We start from the raw sequence: 16,130 nt of genomic DNA, 5'->3' as shown, positions 1-16,130 counted from the left end.
TTATTCGCTCCTTTTTGGCGGGGGCGCGGTGACGTCCCCCGTGAGATCGTAGGTCACCATGGTCTCGCCGGACTGCGGCTTCTCCAGCCAGTCCTTGTGGCGCATCGACAAATGCACGTCGCGCACGCCGCTTTCCCAATGCTCGACCATGGCGACATGGGAGAAGTCGTAGTCCTTGGACGAGGATTCGTAGTTCTTGCTGCGATAGATCAGGTGCACCACGGTGACGGTGCTTTCGCGCGACGCTTTTGCGAGGAATTCGACGGACGGGTCGTTCTTCAGATAGTCCGGCAATTTGCTGATGAGCTCGCGCGCGGCCCGGCGGGCGTTGTGCAACTGCTTGTTCTTGTCGGTGTTCATCCGCGTGCGGCTGGAGAAGCGGATGTCCTTCTCGCGCTCGGTGGCCTCGAGCAGCGAGGTCGGCAGGTCGCCGCGGGCGCTGAACAGATCGACCTGGAAGATCAGCATGTCGCGATCGAGCTCGGCATCGAGCACGAAATCGAGCGGTGTGTTGGAGGCGATGCCGCCGTCCCAGTAATGCTCGCCGTCGATGACGACCGACGGAAAGCCCGGCGGCAAGGCGCCGGAGGCCATGATGTGCTCGGGGCCGATGGTCTTGCCGAGCTTCTTGAACTCGTAATTGTCGAAATATTTGAAATTGCCGGAGGTGACGCCGACGGCCCCAACCGACAGGCGGGTCTTGAGGTCGTTGATGCGGTCGAAATCGACCAGCCGCTCCAGCGTCTTCTTCAGCGGCGCGGTGTCGTAATAGCTCTCGGCCTGCCGGCTGCCGGGTGGCCAGAGCGGCGCAGGCGGGACGCGCGGGACGAAGAAGCCCGGCACGCCGAACGTCGCGATCAGCGCGGCGCTGGTGGAATTGAACAGCTCGCGGCTGTGGTCGCTCTTGCCGATCGGCTTCCACGGCACCGGCGCGGAAACCATCTCCCAGAACTCCTTGAGCCGCTTGACGCGGATTTGACCCTCATTGCCGGCGATGATGGCGGCGTTGACCGCACCGATCGAGATGCCGGCAACCCATTCCGGCTCGAAGTCGAAATGGCAGAGCGCCTGATAGGCGCCGGCCTGATAGGAGCCGAGCGCACCACCGCCCTGGAGAACCAGGACGCGCTGCGCCTTCGCGGGGACTGTTGCGACTTCCGGGCTGTGATCTGTCATGCGGGAACAATAGCAAAGAGCGAGGCACCGTGGCGACAGTCTGTCGCTACGTCAATGCATCCCGGGATCAAGTCTGGCTTATCGTGGGTCGGTCGACGCCAAAATCATGGTCCAGAACACCTTGTACTTGGTACCTGGAGCATAGCTCGCCGCGATGCCCAATTTTGTGACACCACCCTTGAGCATGTTGGCGCGGTGCGGAGGCGAGTCGCGCCAGCCGGAAAACGCTTCCGCCAGCGTATGATAGCCAGCCGAGATGTTCTCGACCGCCACGGTTGCCGGATAACCGCCGGCATTGAGCCGCTTGGCCAAGGGCGCGCGGACGTCATGGTCCATCTTGTTGGCGGCGGCCATGGCGTTGGACTGGGATTCGGCGAGCCGCATCAATTCAGGGTCGATCTCGACGATGCCGAGACCGTTGTTCCGGCGGTATTGCGAGATCATGATCGCGGCGGCCGGCGCATCGAGCTTGGCGCCCGGGACCGACATATCGGCATACATCGACGGCTGCTGGACCGGCGCCTCGTTGCCGGCACAGCCGGCGAGAAGCAAAGTGATGAGAATTGCGGCCGCAGCGCGCATGAATCGGGGCCCCCAAATGAGGGGCCGTTGTTGCATACCAACCGTGGCTGAAAGGTGAATTTTGAGGAAAATCGTAGTCGTCATTCCGAGGCGCGCGCACAGCACGGACTATGGTGCGCAATCGCGCACCTGAGAACCTCGAGATTCTCTGGTGCGGAAGCCCGCACAGTAGTTCGATGCTTCGCATCGCCCCGGAATGACGGGGCGCCTCAGCCCGCAAATATGCGGTAACGACGGGGCTCGAGGCCGATTGTGTCGCCGGCGCGCAGTTCCCGGCCACGGGGGGCGTCGATCTCGATAGTCTCGCCGCCGGACAATGCGACCTCGGCCCGCTGCACGGGACCGAAATTGCGAACGTGCCGAACCGCGCCCTCGAAGGCGCCCGAGCCGGGCGGGCCGACCAGCATATCATGTCGCCGCACGAACAGTCGTGACGCGCCAGACACCAGGCCGTCTGCGGCAAGATTGAGCGGACGGTCGCCGAGCCTGACGACGCCGCCCTCGACCCGAACCGGCAGCTCGATGGATTCGCCGATAAAGCCGTGGACGAAGGCGGTCGCCGGAGTCTCATAGACGTCATCAGGCGAGCCGATCTGCTCGATCCTGCCCTTGTCCATGACCACGACTCGGTTGGCGACTTCGAGCGCCTCCTCCTGGTCGTGGGTGACGAAGATCGAGGTGACGTTGATCTCATGGTGCAGCGAGCGTAGCCATCTCCGCAGCTCTTTCCGCACCTTCGCATCGAGCGCACCAAAGGGCTCGTCGAGCAGGAGGATGCGCGGCTCGATCGCGAGCGCGCGGGCCAGCGCGATGCGCTGGCGCTGGCCGCCGGAGAGCTGGCTCGGATAGCGGTCGGCGAGCCAGTCCAGTTGCACGAGATCGAGCAGCTCCTTCACCCGCCTGCGGATCGTCGCCTCGTCCTTGCGGACCGCGCGCGGCTGCACGCGCAGGCCGAAGGCGACGTTCTCGAACACGCTCATGTGCCGGAACAGCGCGTAGTGCTGGAATACGAAGCCGACATGGCGCTCGCGTGCTCCCTGCGCCAGCGCGTCTTCTCCATTGATCAAGACCTCTCCGGCGTCAGGCCAATCGAGCCCAGCGACGATCCTGAGCAACGTCGTCTTGCCCGAGCCTGAGGGCCCCAGCAATGCCAGCAGTTCGCCGCTATCGACTTTGAGGTCGACGCCGTCGAGGGCTTTAAAGCTGCCGAACTGCTTGACGAGATTTTTGACTTCAATGGTCATTGACGTCCTGTCCTTCGTCGAGCTGACGTTCAAGAATGGTCTTGGCGATCAGCGTGATCAGCGCCAGCATCGCGAGCAGCGAGGCGATCGCGAATGCGGCGACGAACTGGTACTCGTCGTAGAGAATCTCGACCAGGAGCGGCATGGTATTGGTCTCGCCGCGGATGTGGCCGGAGACGACCGAGACCGCACCGAATTCGCCCATCGCGCGCGCATTGCAAAGCAGGACGCCGTAGAGCACGCCCCATTTGATGTTGGGCAGCGTGACGCGGAAGAAGGTTTGCAGGCCGGAGGCGCCGAGCGAGATCGCGGCCTCCTCTTCCTGCGTACCCTGCTCCTGCATCAGCGGGATCAGCGCACGCGCCACGAAGGGGAAGGTCACGAAGGTGGTGGCGAGCGCGATGCCGGGTACCGCGAACAGGATCTGGATGTCGTGATCCCTGAGCCAGCCACCGAAATAGCCCTGCGCGCCGAACAGCAGCACGAAGACGAGGCCGGAGATCACCGGGCTCACCGAGAACGGAAGATCGATCAGCGTGATCAGGAAGGTCTTGCCCGGGAATTCGAATTTGGCAATCGCCCAGGCGGCGACGAGGCCGAACACGAGATTGAGGCTGACCGAGATCGCCGCGACCAGCAGCGTGAGCTTGATCGCAGCCAGCGCCTCCGGCTCGGCAAGCGCGGAGAGGTAGGGAAGTATCCCCTTCGAGAACGCCTCCGCGAACACAAGCGCCAGCGGCAGCACGACGAAGACCGTGAGAAAGATCATTGCCAGCGCGATGATCGCGATGCGCACCGCCCTGGGCTCGGAGCGGAGATTGTTGCGCGCGGCCGCGGCATGCGCACGCGCCCTCGCCTCGGGCGAGGACAACGAAACGGAATCGGCGATCTGCATCGTCATGGTCCGCCCTCAGCGCGCCGGAATCCGGTTCTGCGCCCAGCGCTGCAACCGGTTGACCGCGAAGATGATGACGAAGGAAACGACGAGCATGACGACCGCGATGGCGGTCGCATCCGCGTAGCGGAATTCGGAGAGCCGGATCACGATCAGGAGCGGTGCGATCTCGGAGACGTTGGGTAGATTTCCGGCGATGAAGATCACCGAGCCATACTCGCCGACCGCGCGCGCAAAGGCGAGCGCGAGGCCAGTGAGCAGCGCCGGTGCGAGCGACGGCAGGATCACGCGAATGATGGTCTGCCAGCGGCTGGCCCCCAAGCTCCCCGCGGCCTCCTCGATCTCGGGGTCGAGATCCTGCAGCACCGGCTGCACGGTACGCACCACGAAGGGGATGCCGATGAAGATCATGGCGACGAAGATCCCGACCGGCGTAAAGGCCACCTTGATGCCGAGCGTGGCGAGCGGCGCTCCCAGCCACCCCTTCTCGGCGAACAGCGCGGTCAGCGCGACGCCCGCAACGGCCGTCGGCAGCGCGAACGGCACGTCGACGATGGCGTCGAAGATGCGGCGGCCGGGAAAGCGGTAGCGCACCAGCGCCCAGACGATGATGCTACCCATGACCAGATTGACGCAGGCAGCGGCAAAGGCGAGGCCGAACGAGACGCGGAGCGCATTCAGCGTGCGGCGGCTGGAGAGGATGTTCCAGAACTGCTCAGGGCTGAGCTCCAGCGACTTCAGGAACAGCCCGGCGAGCGGAATCAGGATGATGACCGACAGCCAGGTCAGCGTCAGTCCCATCGTGAGACCGAAGCCCGGCAATGTCCGCCGTCGTGCTGCGATTACGCTCACCAAGCCCCCTGCTGAAATCCTCCGACAGCGCCCGATCAGTTCTTGTAGATCTGATCAAAGACGCCGCCGTCGGCAAAATGCTCTTTCTGCGCCTTGGTCCAACCACCGAAAACATCGTCGATGGTGAATAGTTCGACCTTGGCGAAGGAATTTTCATGCTTCCTGGCGATCTCGGCATCGCGCGGGCGATAGAAGTTGCGTGCGGCAATCTCCTGCCCCTCCTTGGTGTACCAGTACTGGAGGTAAGCATCGGCGACGTTGCGGGTGCCCTTCTTGTCGGCAACCTTGTCGACGATCGCGACCGGCGGCTCGGCCAGGATCGAGAGCGGCGGCGCCACGAGTTCGAACTTCCCGGCCCCGAATTCCTTCAGTGCGAGATAGGCTTCGTTCTCCCAGGCGAGCAGCACGTCGCCGACGCCGCGCTCGACGAAGGTCACGGTCGCCCCGCGCGCGCCGGTGTCGAGCACCGGCACCTGCTGGTAGAGCTTTCCGATGAAATCCTTGGCCTTGTCGGCTGAGCCATACTTCTTCTGCGCAAAGCCCCAGGCGGCAAGATAATTCCAGCGCGCACCGCCCGACGTCTTCGGGTTCGGCGTGATCACGGCAACGCCGGGCTTGAGCAGATCGTCCCAGTCCTTGATCCCCTTGGGATTGCCCTTGCGCACCAGGAACACGATGGTCGACGTGTAGGGAGATGAATTCTGCGGCAGCCGCTTCTGCCAGTCCGCCGCGGTGAGACCCTTGCCGGCGATGGCGTCGATGTCGTAGGCCAGCGCGAGCGTCACCACGTCCGCTTGCAAGCCGTCGATCACCGCGCGCGCCTGCGATCCGCTGCCGCCGTGCGACTGCTTGATCTCGACGCTCTTGCCGGTCTCCTTCTGATAGGCGTTCGCGAACGCCTTGTTGAATTCGACATAGAGCTCGCGCGTCGGATCGTACGACACGTTCAGCAGATTGATGTCAGCGGCGAGAGCCGAGCTTGCCAAGAAACTCGTAACCAGGAGTCCTGCAGCGAGCGGAACGATACGACGCATCATGTCCATCTCCATTTACCTCGACGACGCCAGTGTCGACGAAGGCATGCAGGCGAAACTCGTGGCGAAACGGTCCCGAGTCAACGGAACCGGATTTTCTTGTTCGTAACCGCGCAGCTTGGCTGTGCTACGAAATCTTCATCGTGTGGATGCCGCATTCTGTCTTGGTGCGGCCGCGCCAGCGACCCGCGCGCTCATCCTCGCCTTCGGCTGTTCTGCTCGTGCAAGGCATACACCCAACCGAGCGAAAACCGGACGCCGCAAGTGGGTGACGCGGCAATTTGGCGCGGACGAAAATCGCTTCGAGTTCCTCGCGCGAGACGTTGGCGAACGGGTTGAACTTCAACCGCGTACCGTCATCCTCGACAACGGCAATGTCGGCGCGCGCATTTCCCTGGAAACGCTTGCGGCCGTTGAGCCAGGCTGAAAACGGTTTCAGCGCACGCGCCAGCGGTTCCACCTTGCGGATACGGCAGCAGGCGTCGGGATCGGAGAACCAGAGATCGCGGTCGGGATCTTCGCGTGACAGCGTCTCCTCGGTGGGCCTGACCGAGCGAACGTCCTTCAGGCCGAGCATCGCGATGAGCTTGTCGCGATAGGCGAACGTTTCCTCGAACAGCCAGCCGGTGTCCAGGAAGATCACCGGGATGGCCGGATCGACATCTGCCACCACCTTGAGCAGCGTCGCCGATTCCGTGCCGAACGACGACAGCAGCGCGAGCTTCTCGCGCCCGACCGCCTTCAACGCGGCCGCAACGACCTCCTGAGGCGAGGCATCGCGCAAGGCGCGATCGAGCTCTGCAGCCGAAGGCAGCGTGGATACGGACGAGACCTTGGTTGCGATGGCGTTCATGTGCCGACCCCCTCGGAGTGGCGCAGCTGCATGCGCCGGTGCAACGCCGTGATGCGGCCGTCGCCGGTCGGCTGGTAGAACACCGAGTAACGCTTGGCTGTCTGCATGAAGGCTTCCGCATCCGCCTGCTTCTTGACCTCGAAGGAATCGAAGCCGGCACGCAGCATGAACACGAACTGGTCGCGCAGGATCTGGCCAGTGGCTCGCAGTTCGCCGCGGTAGTTGTAACGCTCGCGCAGCAGCCGCGCCTGGCTGTAGGCGCGTCCGTCGCGGAAGGTCGGGAACACCAGCGCAACGGCGGCGATCTTGCCGAGATACGGCACGAGCTCGTCGATGTCGCGATTGTTCGGCCAGATCACACCGACCTTGCCGGCGCGCTTGAGCAACGCCTCCGCCTCGCCGACGAAACGCTCGGCCGGCACCAGGATGTCGCCGCCATCGGGCAGCGGCGTATCGACGGCCAGCTTGACGAAGCTGTCGTCGGCGATTTTTCCGCCGTTAACGAGTGGCATAAACGCGCTCCTTGAAGGGTTCGACGCCGAGGCGTTTGACCGTATCGATGAACAGCTCCTCCGGCCGCTCACGCAGCGCCAGATAGGCCTCCACGACGTCCTCGATGACATCGGCGACCTCGTCGAACTTGACGCCGGGGCCGATCAGATTGCCCAGCGCAGCGCCTTCGTCGGCGCGGCCGCCGATGGTGATCTGGTAGACCTCCTCGCCGTTCTTCTCGACGCCGAGGATGCCGATATGGCCGACATGGTGGTGGCCACAGGCATTGATGCAGCCCGAGATATTGATGTGGAGACGGCCGATCAGGTTGGCGAGCTCGTGGTTGGCGAAGCGCCGTGTCAGCTCCTGCGCGATCGGGATCGACCGCGCATTCGCCAGCGAGCAGTAATCGAGACCCGGGCAGGCGATGATGTCGGTGATCAGATTGACGTTCGGCGTCGCGAGCCCAAGCTTGTCCAGCGCCTTCCACAGGGCCGGCAGGTCGCGCTTGGCGACGTGCGGCAGCGCCAGGTTCTGCTCGTGGCCGACGCGGATCTCGCCGAAGGAATATTTGTCAGCGAGATCGGCGAGCGCATCCATCTGCTCGGCCGTGGCATCGCCCGGAGGCTTGCCGATCGGCTTCAGCGAAATGGTGACGATGGAATAGCCCTGCACCTTGTGCGGGGCGACCGAGTTCTTGCGCCATGCCTCGAACTCGGGATCGGCTGCGGCCTGGCGCAGTTCGTCCGGGATGTGCGGCAGCTTCTCGTACGTGGGATAGGTGAAGCGCGAGCGGATGTCCTCGATCACCTCGTCGTCGATCTGCAGCGAGGAATTGCGGATGTGCTGCCACTCCTCCTCGACCTCGCGCGAGAATTTTTCGATGCCGAGCTCGTGCACCAGGATCTTGATGCGCGCCTTGTAGATGTTGTCGCGGCGGCCATACTGGTTGTAGACGCGCAGGATCGCCTCGATATAGCTCAGGATATCGCGGCCATGCACGAAGTGCTTGATGGTCTTGGCGATGAACGGCGTGCGGCCGAGACCGCCGCCGACCAGAACCTCGAAGCCGGTCTCGCCCTTCTCGTTCTTGATCAACTTGAGCCCGATGTCGTGGATCTTGATCGCGGCGCGGTCATGGTCCGACGCGGTGATCGCGATCTTGAACTTGCGCGGCAGGAACGAGAATTCCGGATGCAGCGTGGTGTGCTGGCGGATCAGTTCGGACCAGATGCGCGGATCCTCGATCTCGCCAGGCGCGACGCCGGCCCACTGGTCCGAGGTGACGTTGCGCATGTTGTTGCCGGAGGTCTGCATCGCATGGATGCCGACCTTGGCCAGATCGGCCAGCGCATCCGGCAGCTCGGCGAGCTTGATCCAGTTGAACTGGATGTTCTGCCGCGTGGTGAAATGGCCGTAGCCGCGGTCATATTTACGCGCGACATGGGCGAGCGCCCGCAACTGGTTCGTCGCCAGCGTGCCATAGGGGATCGCCACACGGAACATGTAGGCGTGCAGTTGCAGATAGACGCCGTTCTGAAGCCGCAGGATCTTGAACTCGTCCTCGGTGAGCTCGCCCGAAAGGCGGCGCTTCACCTGGTCGCGGAACTCCGAGACGCGCTCGTTGACGAGCGTGCGATCGATTTCGTCGTAAGCGTACATAAGAGGATGCCTTAAACCTGGGCCGGCTGCCCGATCGTGACACCGGTGCGGCGGATCTGTTCGCGCAGATTGCCGGGTTCGACCTTGCCGTCCGCGCCGACCTGCACCGGGGCGATATAGGGACCGATGGCGCCGACGTCATCGGCCACCGACTCTGCAAGCAACGCCTTGGCGTCGTCCGAGTTGCGCACGATCGCAGCTTCCGAGAGGTCCGCGGACCAGCTCTTGGCGGCGGTGCGATACACCACGATGCCGTCCCAGGTGCGGTTCGCGGTCACGACCGAGGGGCCGGCGATTTTGATTTTCTTCTGTTCAAGCGGAGAGGTCATTCGGCTGCATCCAATAGGTCAGAGATGATTTGCTTTGGTGTTTGACGGCGAAGCGAACCGGCATGCCGGACCACATCGCCGATGATGAGAATGGCGGGACCACCGTTGGTCTGCCGCACGAGCTCGGGCAGGTCGCGCAGCGTGCCGATTGCGCCTTGCGCATCCGGACGCGTGACGCGGGCGAAAACGCCCACCGGCGTCTCTGCCGAGCGGCCGGCGGCAAGGAGGCCGGCGCGAACGGCAGGCGCAGCCGTCATGCCCATGTAGACAACGACGGTCATCTTGGTGTCGGTCAGCATCGACCAATCCACCGTCTCCGCATCGCGCGCCTTGTGCGCGGTAAGGAAGGTGATCCTGGTCGCCTCACGACGATAGGTGAGCGGCACCTCGAAATCGGCGGCGCCGCCGAGGCCTGCGGTGATGCCGGGAATGATCGAATAGGCAACGCCGGCAGCGCGCAGCGCTTCGACCTCTTCACCGCCGCGGCCGAACACGAAGGGATCACCACCCTTCAGCCGCACGACGCGCTGACCTGATTGCGCGGCCGCGATCATCCGCTCGTTGATGGCGTCCTGGCCGATACCCGGCTTGCCGACACGGCGGCCGACCGGAACGCGCGCGGTGTCGCGGCGGATGCGGTCGAGAATGTCTGGAGAAACCAGCTCGTCGTGGAAGACGATGTCGGCATCCTGGAGCGCGCGCAACGCCTTGATGGTGAGAAGGTCGGGATCGCCAGGACCGGCGCCGACCAGCGCGACCGAACCTTCCGGCTTGTCGGCGCGCGCGAAATCGGACGGATCGGAGATTGCCTTGAGCGCTGTGTCAGCCTCGCCCTTGCGACCGGCCAACACGGCCGCGCCGATCGGACCGTCGATGACGCGCTCCCAGAAGCGGCGACGCAGCGGAAACTCGGCGATGCGCTCGTTGATGGATTTGCGGAAGCCGCCGATGAACTCGGCGAGCTCGCCGATGCGCGCCGGCAGCAGTGCCTCGATCTTCTCGCGCACGCGCCGCGCCACCACCGGCGAGGTGCCGCCCGTGCCAACGGCGACCACGACATCGCCGCGATCGACGATCGCCGGAAAGATGAAGCTGGAATGTTCGAGATCGTCCATCACGTTGACGGGCAGGCCGAGCGACTTGGCGCGAGCCGACATCGCCACGCCGACATCGCCCGCACCCGCGCAGACCACGGCGATGACGCCGGCAAGATCAGAGGTCAGCGGATCGCCGCTCCTGATCTCGATACGCGCCGCGTCTTCAGTGCTCAGACCCAGGTCCTGATTGCCATCGATCGCATGCACGCGGATGCGCGCGCCGGCAGCGGCAAGCACGCGCAGTTTTGCGCGCAAAAGCTCGCCCGCGCCGATGAGGACCACCGGGCCGGCCTTGAGATCGAGGAATACCGGCAAGAACCGCATACGATACTCGCTTCCCCCACATCCGGGGTTGACTGGAATTATTTTCTATATATGTGTCGTTTCAAGCGCGCAAAGAGAAAATTTTTTCTTCTCTTCTGCAGCGCAACTATAGAATTTTAGCCTCCAAACGCAAAGTGGCAGAGATGCATCTTCTCAAGGACGATTCCGCAGTTGCCGGAGTGAGCAGCCCCGCCCCCGTCGGACGCTCGGGCTCGCAAGAATTTTCTGCTGATGTTGCCCCCAGCATGGACCATCTCGACCAGTTGGAAGCGCAAAGCATCTACATCTTCCGCGAGGCCTTTGGTCGTTTGAAAAAGATCGCCCTGCTGTGGTCGCTCGGCAAGGACTCCAACGTGATGATCTGGCTGGCGCGCAAGGCGTTCTTCGGCCGGCTGCCGTTTCCGGCGCTCCATGTCGACACCGGCAAGAAGTTTCCGGAGATGTATCGATTTCGCGATCACTACGGCAAGGAGTGGGAGCTCGATCTGCGCGTCGAGCCCTGCCCGCCGATCGATGCCGTCGATCCGACCCTGCCGCCGGCCGCCCGCTCCGCGGCGCGCAAGACCGAGGGCCTCAAGATGGCGCTCGCCAAATACGGCTTTGATGGCCTGATCGCCGGCATCCGCCGCGACGAGGAAGCCACCCGCGCCAAGGAGCGCGTGTTCTCGCCGCGCGGCCTGGAGGGCAATTGGGACGTCCGCGACCAGCCGCCGGAGTTCTGGGATCATTTCAACGCATCGCCGCCGCAGGGCGCGCATTTGCGCATCCACCCGATCCTGCATTGGACCGAGGCCGACATCTGGGCCTACACCAAGCGCGAGAACATCCCGATCATCCCGCTGTATCTCGCCAAGGACGGCAAGCGCTATCGCTCGCTGGGCGATCAGGACATCACCAATCCGGTCGCGTCGACCGCGTCGAACATCGACGAAATCCTGGTCGAGCTCGAGCAGACCAAGGTGCCGGAGCGCTCCGGCCGTGCGCTCGACCACGAGACCGAGGACGCTTTCGAGCGCCTGCGCGTCGCCGGCTATCTCTGATCAAGGACGCATCACGGCTATGAACATGATCGTCACCCCCGCTTCGCCCGCCACTCCGAACGGCACCACGCGTCCTCAAGTGCGCATCGTCATTGTCGGCCACGTCGATCACGGCAAGTCGACGCTGGTCGGCCGCCTCTTGCATGAGACCGGCAGCCTGCCCGACGGCAAGCTCGACATGCTGAAGGCCGTCAGCGCACGGCGCGGCATGCCGTTCGAATGGTCGTTCCTGCTCGACGCACTGCAGACCGAGCGCGACCAGGGCATCACCATCGACACCACGCAGATCCGCTTCCGCACCAATTCGCGCGACATCGTTTTGATCGACGCACCCGGTCACGCCGAATTCCTGCGCAACATGATCACCGGGGCCTCGCAGGCCGACGGCGCGGTGCTGATCATCGACGCGCTCGAAGGCGTGCGCGACCAGACCCGTCGTCACGGGTACCTGCTGCATCTGCTCGGCGTGAAGCAGGTCGCTGTCGTCGTCAACAAGATGGACCGCGTCGATTTCTCCGCGGAACGTTTCAAGGAGATCAGCGACGAGATCTCCGCGCATCTCAACGGCCTCGGCGTGGCGCCGGCGGCGATCATCCCGATCTCCGCACGTGACGGCGACGGCGTCGCCGAACGCACCGACCGGATCGGCTGGTACAAGGGATCGACCGTGGTCGAGGCGCTGGACCGCCTCGAACCGGCGCGGCCGCTCGAAGCGCTGGCGCTGCGCCTGCCGGTGCAGGCGATCTACAAGTTCGACGACCGCCGCATCGTGGCGGGCCGCATTGAATCCGGCAGCCTGATTGCCGGCGACGAGATCGTGATCATGCCGGCCGGCAAGATCGCCAAGATCAAGACCGTCGAGAGCTGGCCGGTGACCCCGGTCACAACGCGTCAGGGCGCCGGCCGCTCGGTCGGTATCACGCTCGACCGCGAATTGTTCATCGAGCGCGGCGACATCATCGCGCATACCGACGCCGCCCCGCGCGAGACGCGCCGGCTGCGCGCACGCATCTTCTGGCTGCACGACAAGCCGCTCGCCAAGGGCGATCAGATCCTGGTTCGCTCGGGCCCGAAGGAAAGCCGCGCCACCGTGGTGGCGATCGAGAAGGCCGTCGATCCCGGCGAGCTCGAGAGCCGTGAGAACAAGGCGATCGGCCGCAACCATGTCGGCGAGATCGACATCTCCCTGTCGAGCCCGATTGCTGCCGATCCCTACACCGAGAATCCGCGCACCGGCCGCCTCGTGATCGAGGTCTCCGGCCGCATCGCGGGCGGCGGTCTGGTGCTGTCGGTCGATGCCGGCCAGCGCGCCGTGCCTGTCGACATCGTGCCGGTGGAATCGGCGTTGCGCGCCGACGAACGCTCCGCACGCTATCGTCACAACGGCGCCGTGGTCTGGCTCACCGGCCTGCCCGCCTCCGGCAAGTCGACGCTGGCGAAGGCGTTGGAGCGGCGGCTGTTCGCCAATGGCGGCTCGCCGATCCTGCTCGACGGCGACACGCTGCGTGCCGGCCTCAACGGTGATCTCGGCTTCTCCGCCACCGATCGCAGCGAGAACATCCGCCGCCTTGCGGAAGTCGCAACGCATCTCGCCCGCAACGGCCATATCGCGATCGTTGCCGCTGTCTCGCCCGCGCGCGAAGACCGCGCCACCGCGCGCCGCATCGCCGACACGGCGTTCCGCGAGATCCATGTCGCGACGCCGGCCGAGATCTGCGAAGAGCGCGACCCCAAGGGCCATTACAAAAAGGCCCGCGCCGGCGCGCTCGCATCGTTCACCGGCATCGGCAACGACTACGAGCGGCCCGAGGCGGCCGAGCTCGTGATCGACACGTCGAAGCGGACGGTCGCGGATGCGGCGGACGAAATCGAGCAGATGCTGAAGACGTCAGGCGTGCTGTTCGACGAAGTCGTGGATCTCGCCGCGAATATTTGAGGCGTGTGCTTCGCTTGAGGGAGCACGCTGCGCGCAACATCACCGGTGTCGTCCTGGCGAAAGCCAGGACCCACCGCGTGATCTATCGGTTGGGCTCGACAGCAGTCCCGAACCACTCATCTTCGCCAAACTTCTCCCTGGAGTAATGGGTCCTGGCCTTCGCCAGGACGACGCCGGGGAGGGACCGCGCCCATTGCATTGGCATTGCGCACTCGGGCGCGGCCCGAGCAGACCGCCCCACCTTTTCTTGACATTTTGACAAGCCCCCGGGGGTCTTCTCACAGCCCCGATTTTGGGGCTAATAGGTCCCGAAAGTCGCCCCTTGCGGGCGCATTTTGCTGCTGACGGGTCAAAAGCAGCCAAAAACAGCCATTTCCAACAAGAAAGCCCATCATGAAACGCGTCGACGCCCACGGATTGAAGATCGCCCCCGTCCTTTTCGATTTCATCGCCAAGGAAGCCGCCCCGAAAACGGGGATCGCGCCGGATGCGTTCTGGGCCGGGGTCGCCGCCATCATCAAGGAGTTGGGACCGAAGAACCGGTCGCTGCTCGCTTTCCGTGATCAGCTCCAGGCCAAGATCGACGACTGGCACCGCGCCAACAAGGGCAAGGCGTTCGACCTCGCCGCCTATACCGCCTTCCTGAAGGAGATCGGCTATCTCGTCCCAGAGCCCGCGACGCAGAAGGTCGAGACCGCCAATGTCGACGAAGAGATCGGCAAGATCTGCGGCCCGCAGCTGGTCGTGCCCCTCACCAACGCACGCTATGCGCTGAACGCGGCGAACGCGCGCTGGGGCTCGCTCTACGATGCCTTCTACGGCACCGACGCCATTCCCCACGATCCGTCGGAGAGCGGCAAGGGTTACAACAAGGCGCGCGGCGACAAGGTGATCGCCAAGGCCAAGGCGTTCCTCGATGCCGCCGCACCGCTCGCGACCGGCAGCCACACCGACGTCACCGCCTACAGCGTCGTCGCGGGCCAGCTCGCGGTGAAGCTCAAGAGCGGCAACGCCACCGCACTGAAGAACGCCGCGCAATTCGCCGGCTTCCAGGGCGATGCGGCGGCGCCGAGCGCCGTGCTGCTGGTCAACAACGGCCTGCATGTCGAGGTGACGATCAACCGCAACAGCGCGATCGGCAAGGACGATCCGGCCGGCGTCGCCGACATGATGATGGAAGCTGCGGTCTCGACCATCCTCGACATGGAAGACTCCGTCGCCGCCGTCGATGCCGAGGACAAGGTGCTCGTCTACCGCAACACGCTCGGCCTGATGAACGGCACGCTGTCGGCGGACTTCGAGAAGGGCGGCAAGACGCTGACGCGCTCGCTCAATGCTGACCGCTCCTACAAGACGCCTGACGGCAAGGGCGAAGTGAAGTTGCACGGCCGCAGCCTGCTGTTGATGCGCAATTGCGGTCACCACATGTTCACCGACGCGGTGCTCGACGAGACCGGCGAGGAAGTGCCTGAAGGCCTGCTCGATGCCGCCGTTTCCGGCCTGCTGGCCATTCACGACCTCAAGGGCAATTCCCAGGTCAAGAACAGCCGCACCGGATCTGCCTATATCGTCAAGCCGAAGATGCACGGCCCGGACGAAGTATCGTTCACCTGCGAGATCTTCGACCGCGTCGAGAAGATGCTGGGCTTGGCCGAGAACACGCTCAAGGTCGGTATCATGGACGAGGAGCGGCGTACCACCGTCAACCTCAAGGCCTGCATCCAGCGCGCCTCCAAGCGCATCATGTTCATCAACACCGGCTTCCTCGACCGCACCGGCGACGAGATCCACACCTCGATGGAAGCGGGCCCGATGATCCGCAAGAACGAGATGAAGGCGCAGGCCTGGATCAAGGCCTATGAGGACTGGAACGTCGACATGGGCCTGATCGACGGCCTGCCCGGCCACGCCCAGATCGGCAAGGGCATGTGGGCTGCCCCCGACAAGATGGCGGACATGCTGCAGCAGAAGCTGGCGCATCCGCAGGCCGGCGCCACCACGGCGTGGGTGCCCTCGCCGACCGCCGCGACGCTGCACGCGCTGCACTATCACCAGGTGAACGTGATCGCACGCCAGCAGGAGCTGACCAAGGGCGGCCCGCGCGCAAAGCTGTCCGACATCCTCACCATTCCGGTGTCGAAGTCGAACTGGGCGCCAGACGACGTCAAGCAGGAGATCGACAACAACTGCCAGGGCATTCTCGGTTACGTCGTGCGCTGGATCGACCAGGGCGTCGGCTGCTCCAAGGTGCCCGACATTCACGACGTCGGCCTGATGGAAGACCGCGCGACGTTGCGCATCTCCAGCCAGCATCTCGCCAACTGGCTGCATCAGGGCGTGATCACGGAAGCGCAGGTGATGGAATCGCTCAAGCGCATGGCCGTCGTCGTCGACAAGCAGAACGCCGGCGATCCGATCTACAAGCCGATGGCCCCCGCCTTCGACGGCACAGCGTTCAAGGCCGCCTGCGAGCTGATCTTCAAGGGCCGCGAGCAGCCGAACGGCTACACCGAGTACATCCTCACCGCCCGCCGCCGCGAGGCCAAGGCGGTGGGTTGAGTTCCGTCGTGCTGACATCGAAAGCCCCGGCTCAGCCGGGGCTTTTTTGTTGGGC

General features: G+C 64.3%; 14 protein-coding genes. 3 read left to right on the top strand and 11 right to left on the bottom strand.

Annotation, left to right across the window (positions count from 1 at the left end):
* The 11 genes from ACWAT4_RS05700 to cysG form a co-directional block, all read right to left on the bottom strand.
* Positions 1-1,176, bottom strand: coding sequence for a DUF3734 domain-containing protein (locus ACWAT4_RS05700; protein WP_449730008.1), 1,176 nt, complete (start codon positions 1,174-1,176; stop codon positions 1-3).
* A gap of 78 nt (positions 1,177-1,254) precedes the next feature.
* Positions 1,255-1,758, bottom strand: coding sequence for a CAP domain-containing protein (locus tag ACWAT4_RS05695; protein WP_449730007.1), 504 nt, complete (start codon positions 1,756-1,758; stop codon positions 1,255-1,257).
* A gap of 209 nt (positions 1,759-1,967) precedes the next feature.
* Complete coding sequence (locus tag ACWAT4_RS05690) at positions 1,968-3,002, bottom strand: sulfate/molybdate ABC transporter ATP-binding protein (protein WP_212446269.1); 1,035 nt, start codon at positions 3,000-3,002, stop codon at positions 1,968-1,970.
* Positions 2,992-3,903 carry a sulfate ABC transporter permease subunit CysW gene (gene cysW / locus ACWAT4_RS05685; RefSeq protein ID WP_212298347.1) on the bottom strand — a complete coding sequence of 304 codons (912 nt, stop codon included), beginning with the start codon at positions 3,901-3,903 and terminating at the stop codon, positions 2,992-2,994. The genes ACWAT4_RS05690 and cysW overlap by 11 nt, the downstream gene beginning before the upstream one ends.
* A gap of 9 nt (positions 3,904-3,912) precedes the next feature.
* Complete coding sequence (gene cysT / locus ACWAT4_RS05680; protein ID WP_449731166.1) at positions 3,913-4,698, bottom strand: sulfate ABC transporter permease subunit CysT; 786 nt, start codon at positions 4,696-4,698, stop codon at positions 3,913-3,915.
* 86 nt (positions 4,699-4,784) lie between these two features.
* On the bottom strand, positions 4,785-5,798 hold the full coding sequence (locus tag ACWAT4_RS05675; RefSeq protein WP_433995294.1) for a sulfate ABC transporter substrate-binding protein: 1,014 nt from the start codon (positions 5,796-5,798) through the stop codon (positions 4,785-4,787).
* A gap of 112 nt (positions 5,799-5,910) precedes the next feature.
* Entirely contained in the window at positions 5,911-6,636 is a 726-nt protein-coding gene (locus ACWAT4_RS05670) for a phosphoadenylyl-sulfate reductase (RefSeq protein WP_212425854.1), read from the bottom strand.
* Entirely contained in the window at positions 6,633-7,148 is a 516-nt protein-coding gene (locus ACWAT4_RS05665) for a DUF934 domain-containing protein (RefSeq protein WP_212425853.1), read from the bottom strand. The genes ACWAT4_RS05670 and ACWAT4_RS05665 overlap by 4 nt, the downstream gene beginning before the upstream one ends.
* Positions 7,135-8,790 (bottom strand): nitrite/sulfite reductase, encoded by a 1,656-nt coding sequence (locus tag ACWAT4_RS05660; protein ID WP_449730006.1) that lies wholly within the window; start codon positions 8,788-8,790, stop codon positions 7,135-7,137. Before ACWAT4_RS05660 ends, ACWAT4_RS05665 begins: the two co-directional genes overlap by 14 nt.
* Positions 8,791-8,801: 11 nt before the next feature.
* The gene (locus ACWAT4_RS05655) at positions 8,802-9,119 is read right to left on the bottom strand and encodes a DUF2849 domain-containing protein (protein ID WP_212298353.1); all 318 of its coding nucleotides are present in this window, start codon (positions 9,117-9,119) and stop codon (positions 8,802-8,804) included.
* The gene (cysG, locus tag ACWAT4_RS05650; protein WP_449730005.1) at positions 9,116-10,540 is read right to left on the bottom strand and encodes a siroheme synthase CysG; all 1,425 of its coding nucleotides are present in this window, start codon (positions 10,538-10,540) and stop codon (positions 9,116-9,118) included. The genes ACWAT4_RS05655 and cysG overlap by 4 nt, the downstream gene beginning before the upstream one ends.
* 245 nt (positions 10,541-10,785) lie before the next feature.
* Here cysG and cysD point away from each other — a divergent pair, with 245 nt between their 5' ends.
* The 3 genes from cysD (at position 10,786) to ACWAT4_RS05635 (ending at position 16,075) form a co-directional block, all read left to right on the top strand.
* A complete protein-coding gene (cysD, locus tag ACWAT4_RS05645; RefSeq protein ID WP_212298355.1) occupies positions 10,786-11,580 on the top strand; it encodes a sulfate adenylyltransferase subunit CysD in 795 nt (264 codons plus the stop codon).
* A gap of 19 nt (positions 11,581-11,599) precedes the next feature.
* Positions 11,600-13,516: an adenylyl-sulfate kinase gene (gene cysC, locus ACWAT4_RS05640; RefSeq protein ID WP_449730004.1), complete on the top strand. Its 1,917-nt coding sequence runs from the start codon at positions 11,600-11,602 to the stop codon at positions 13,514-13,516.
* A 393-nt stretch (positions 13,517-13,909) separates the two neighbouring features.
* On the top strand, positions 13,910-16,075 hold the full coding sequence (locus ACWAT4_RS05635; protein ID WP_449730003.1) for a malate synthase G: 2,166 nt from the start codon (positions 13,910-13,912) through the stop codon (positions 16,073-16,075).
* Positions 16,076-16,130 lie beyond the last annotated feature (55 nt).

This window comes from Bradyrhizobium sp. T-1 (assembly GCF_053592855.1).
The sequence above is the reverse complement of the archived record's forward strand: the minus strand, read 5'-3'. Positions and strand labels throughout refer to the sequence as shown.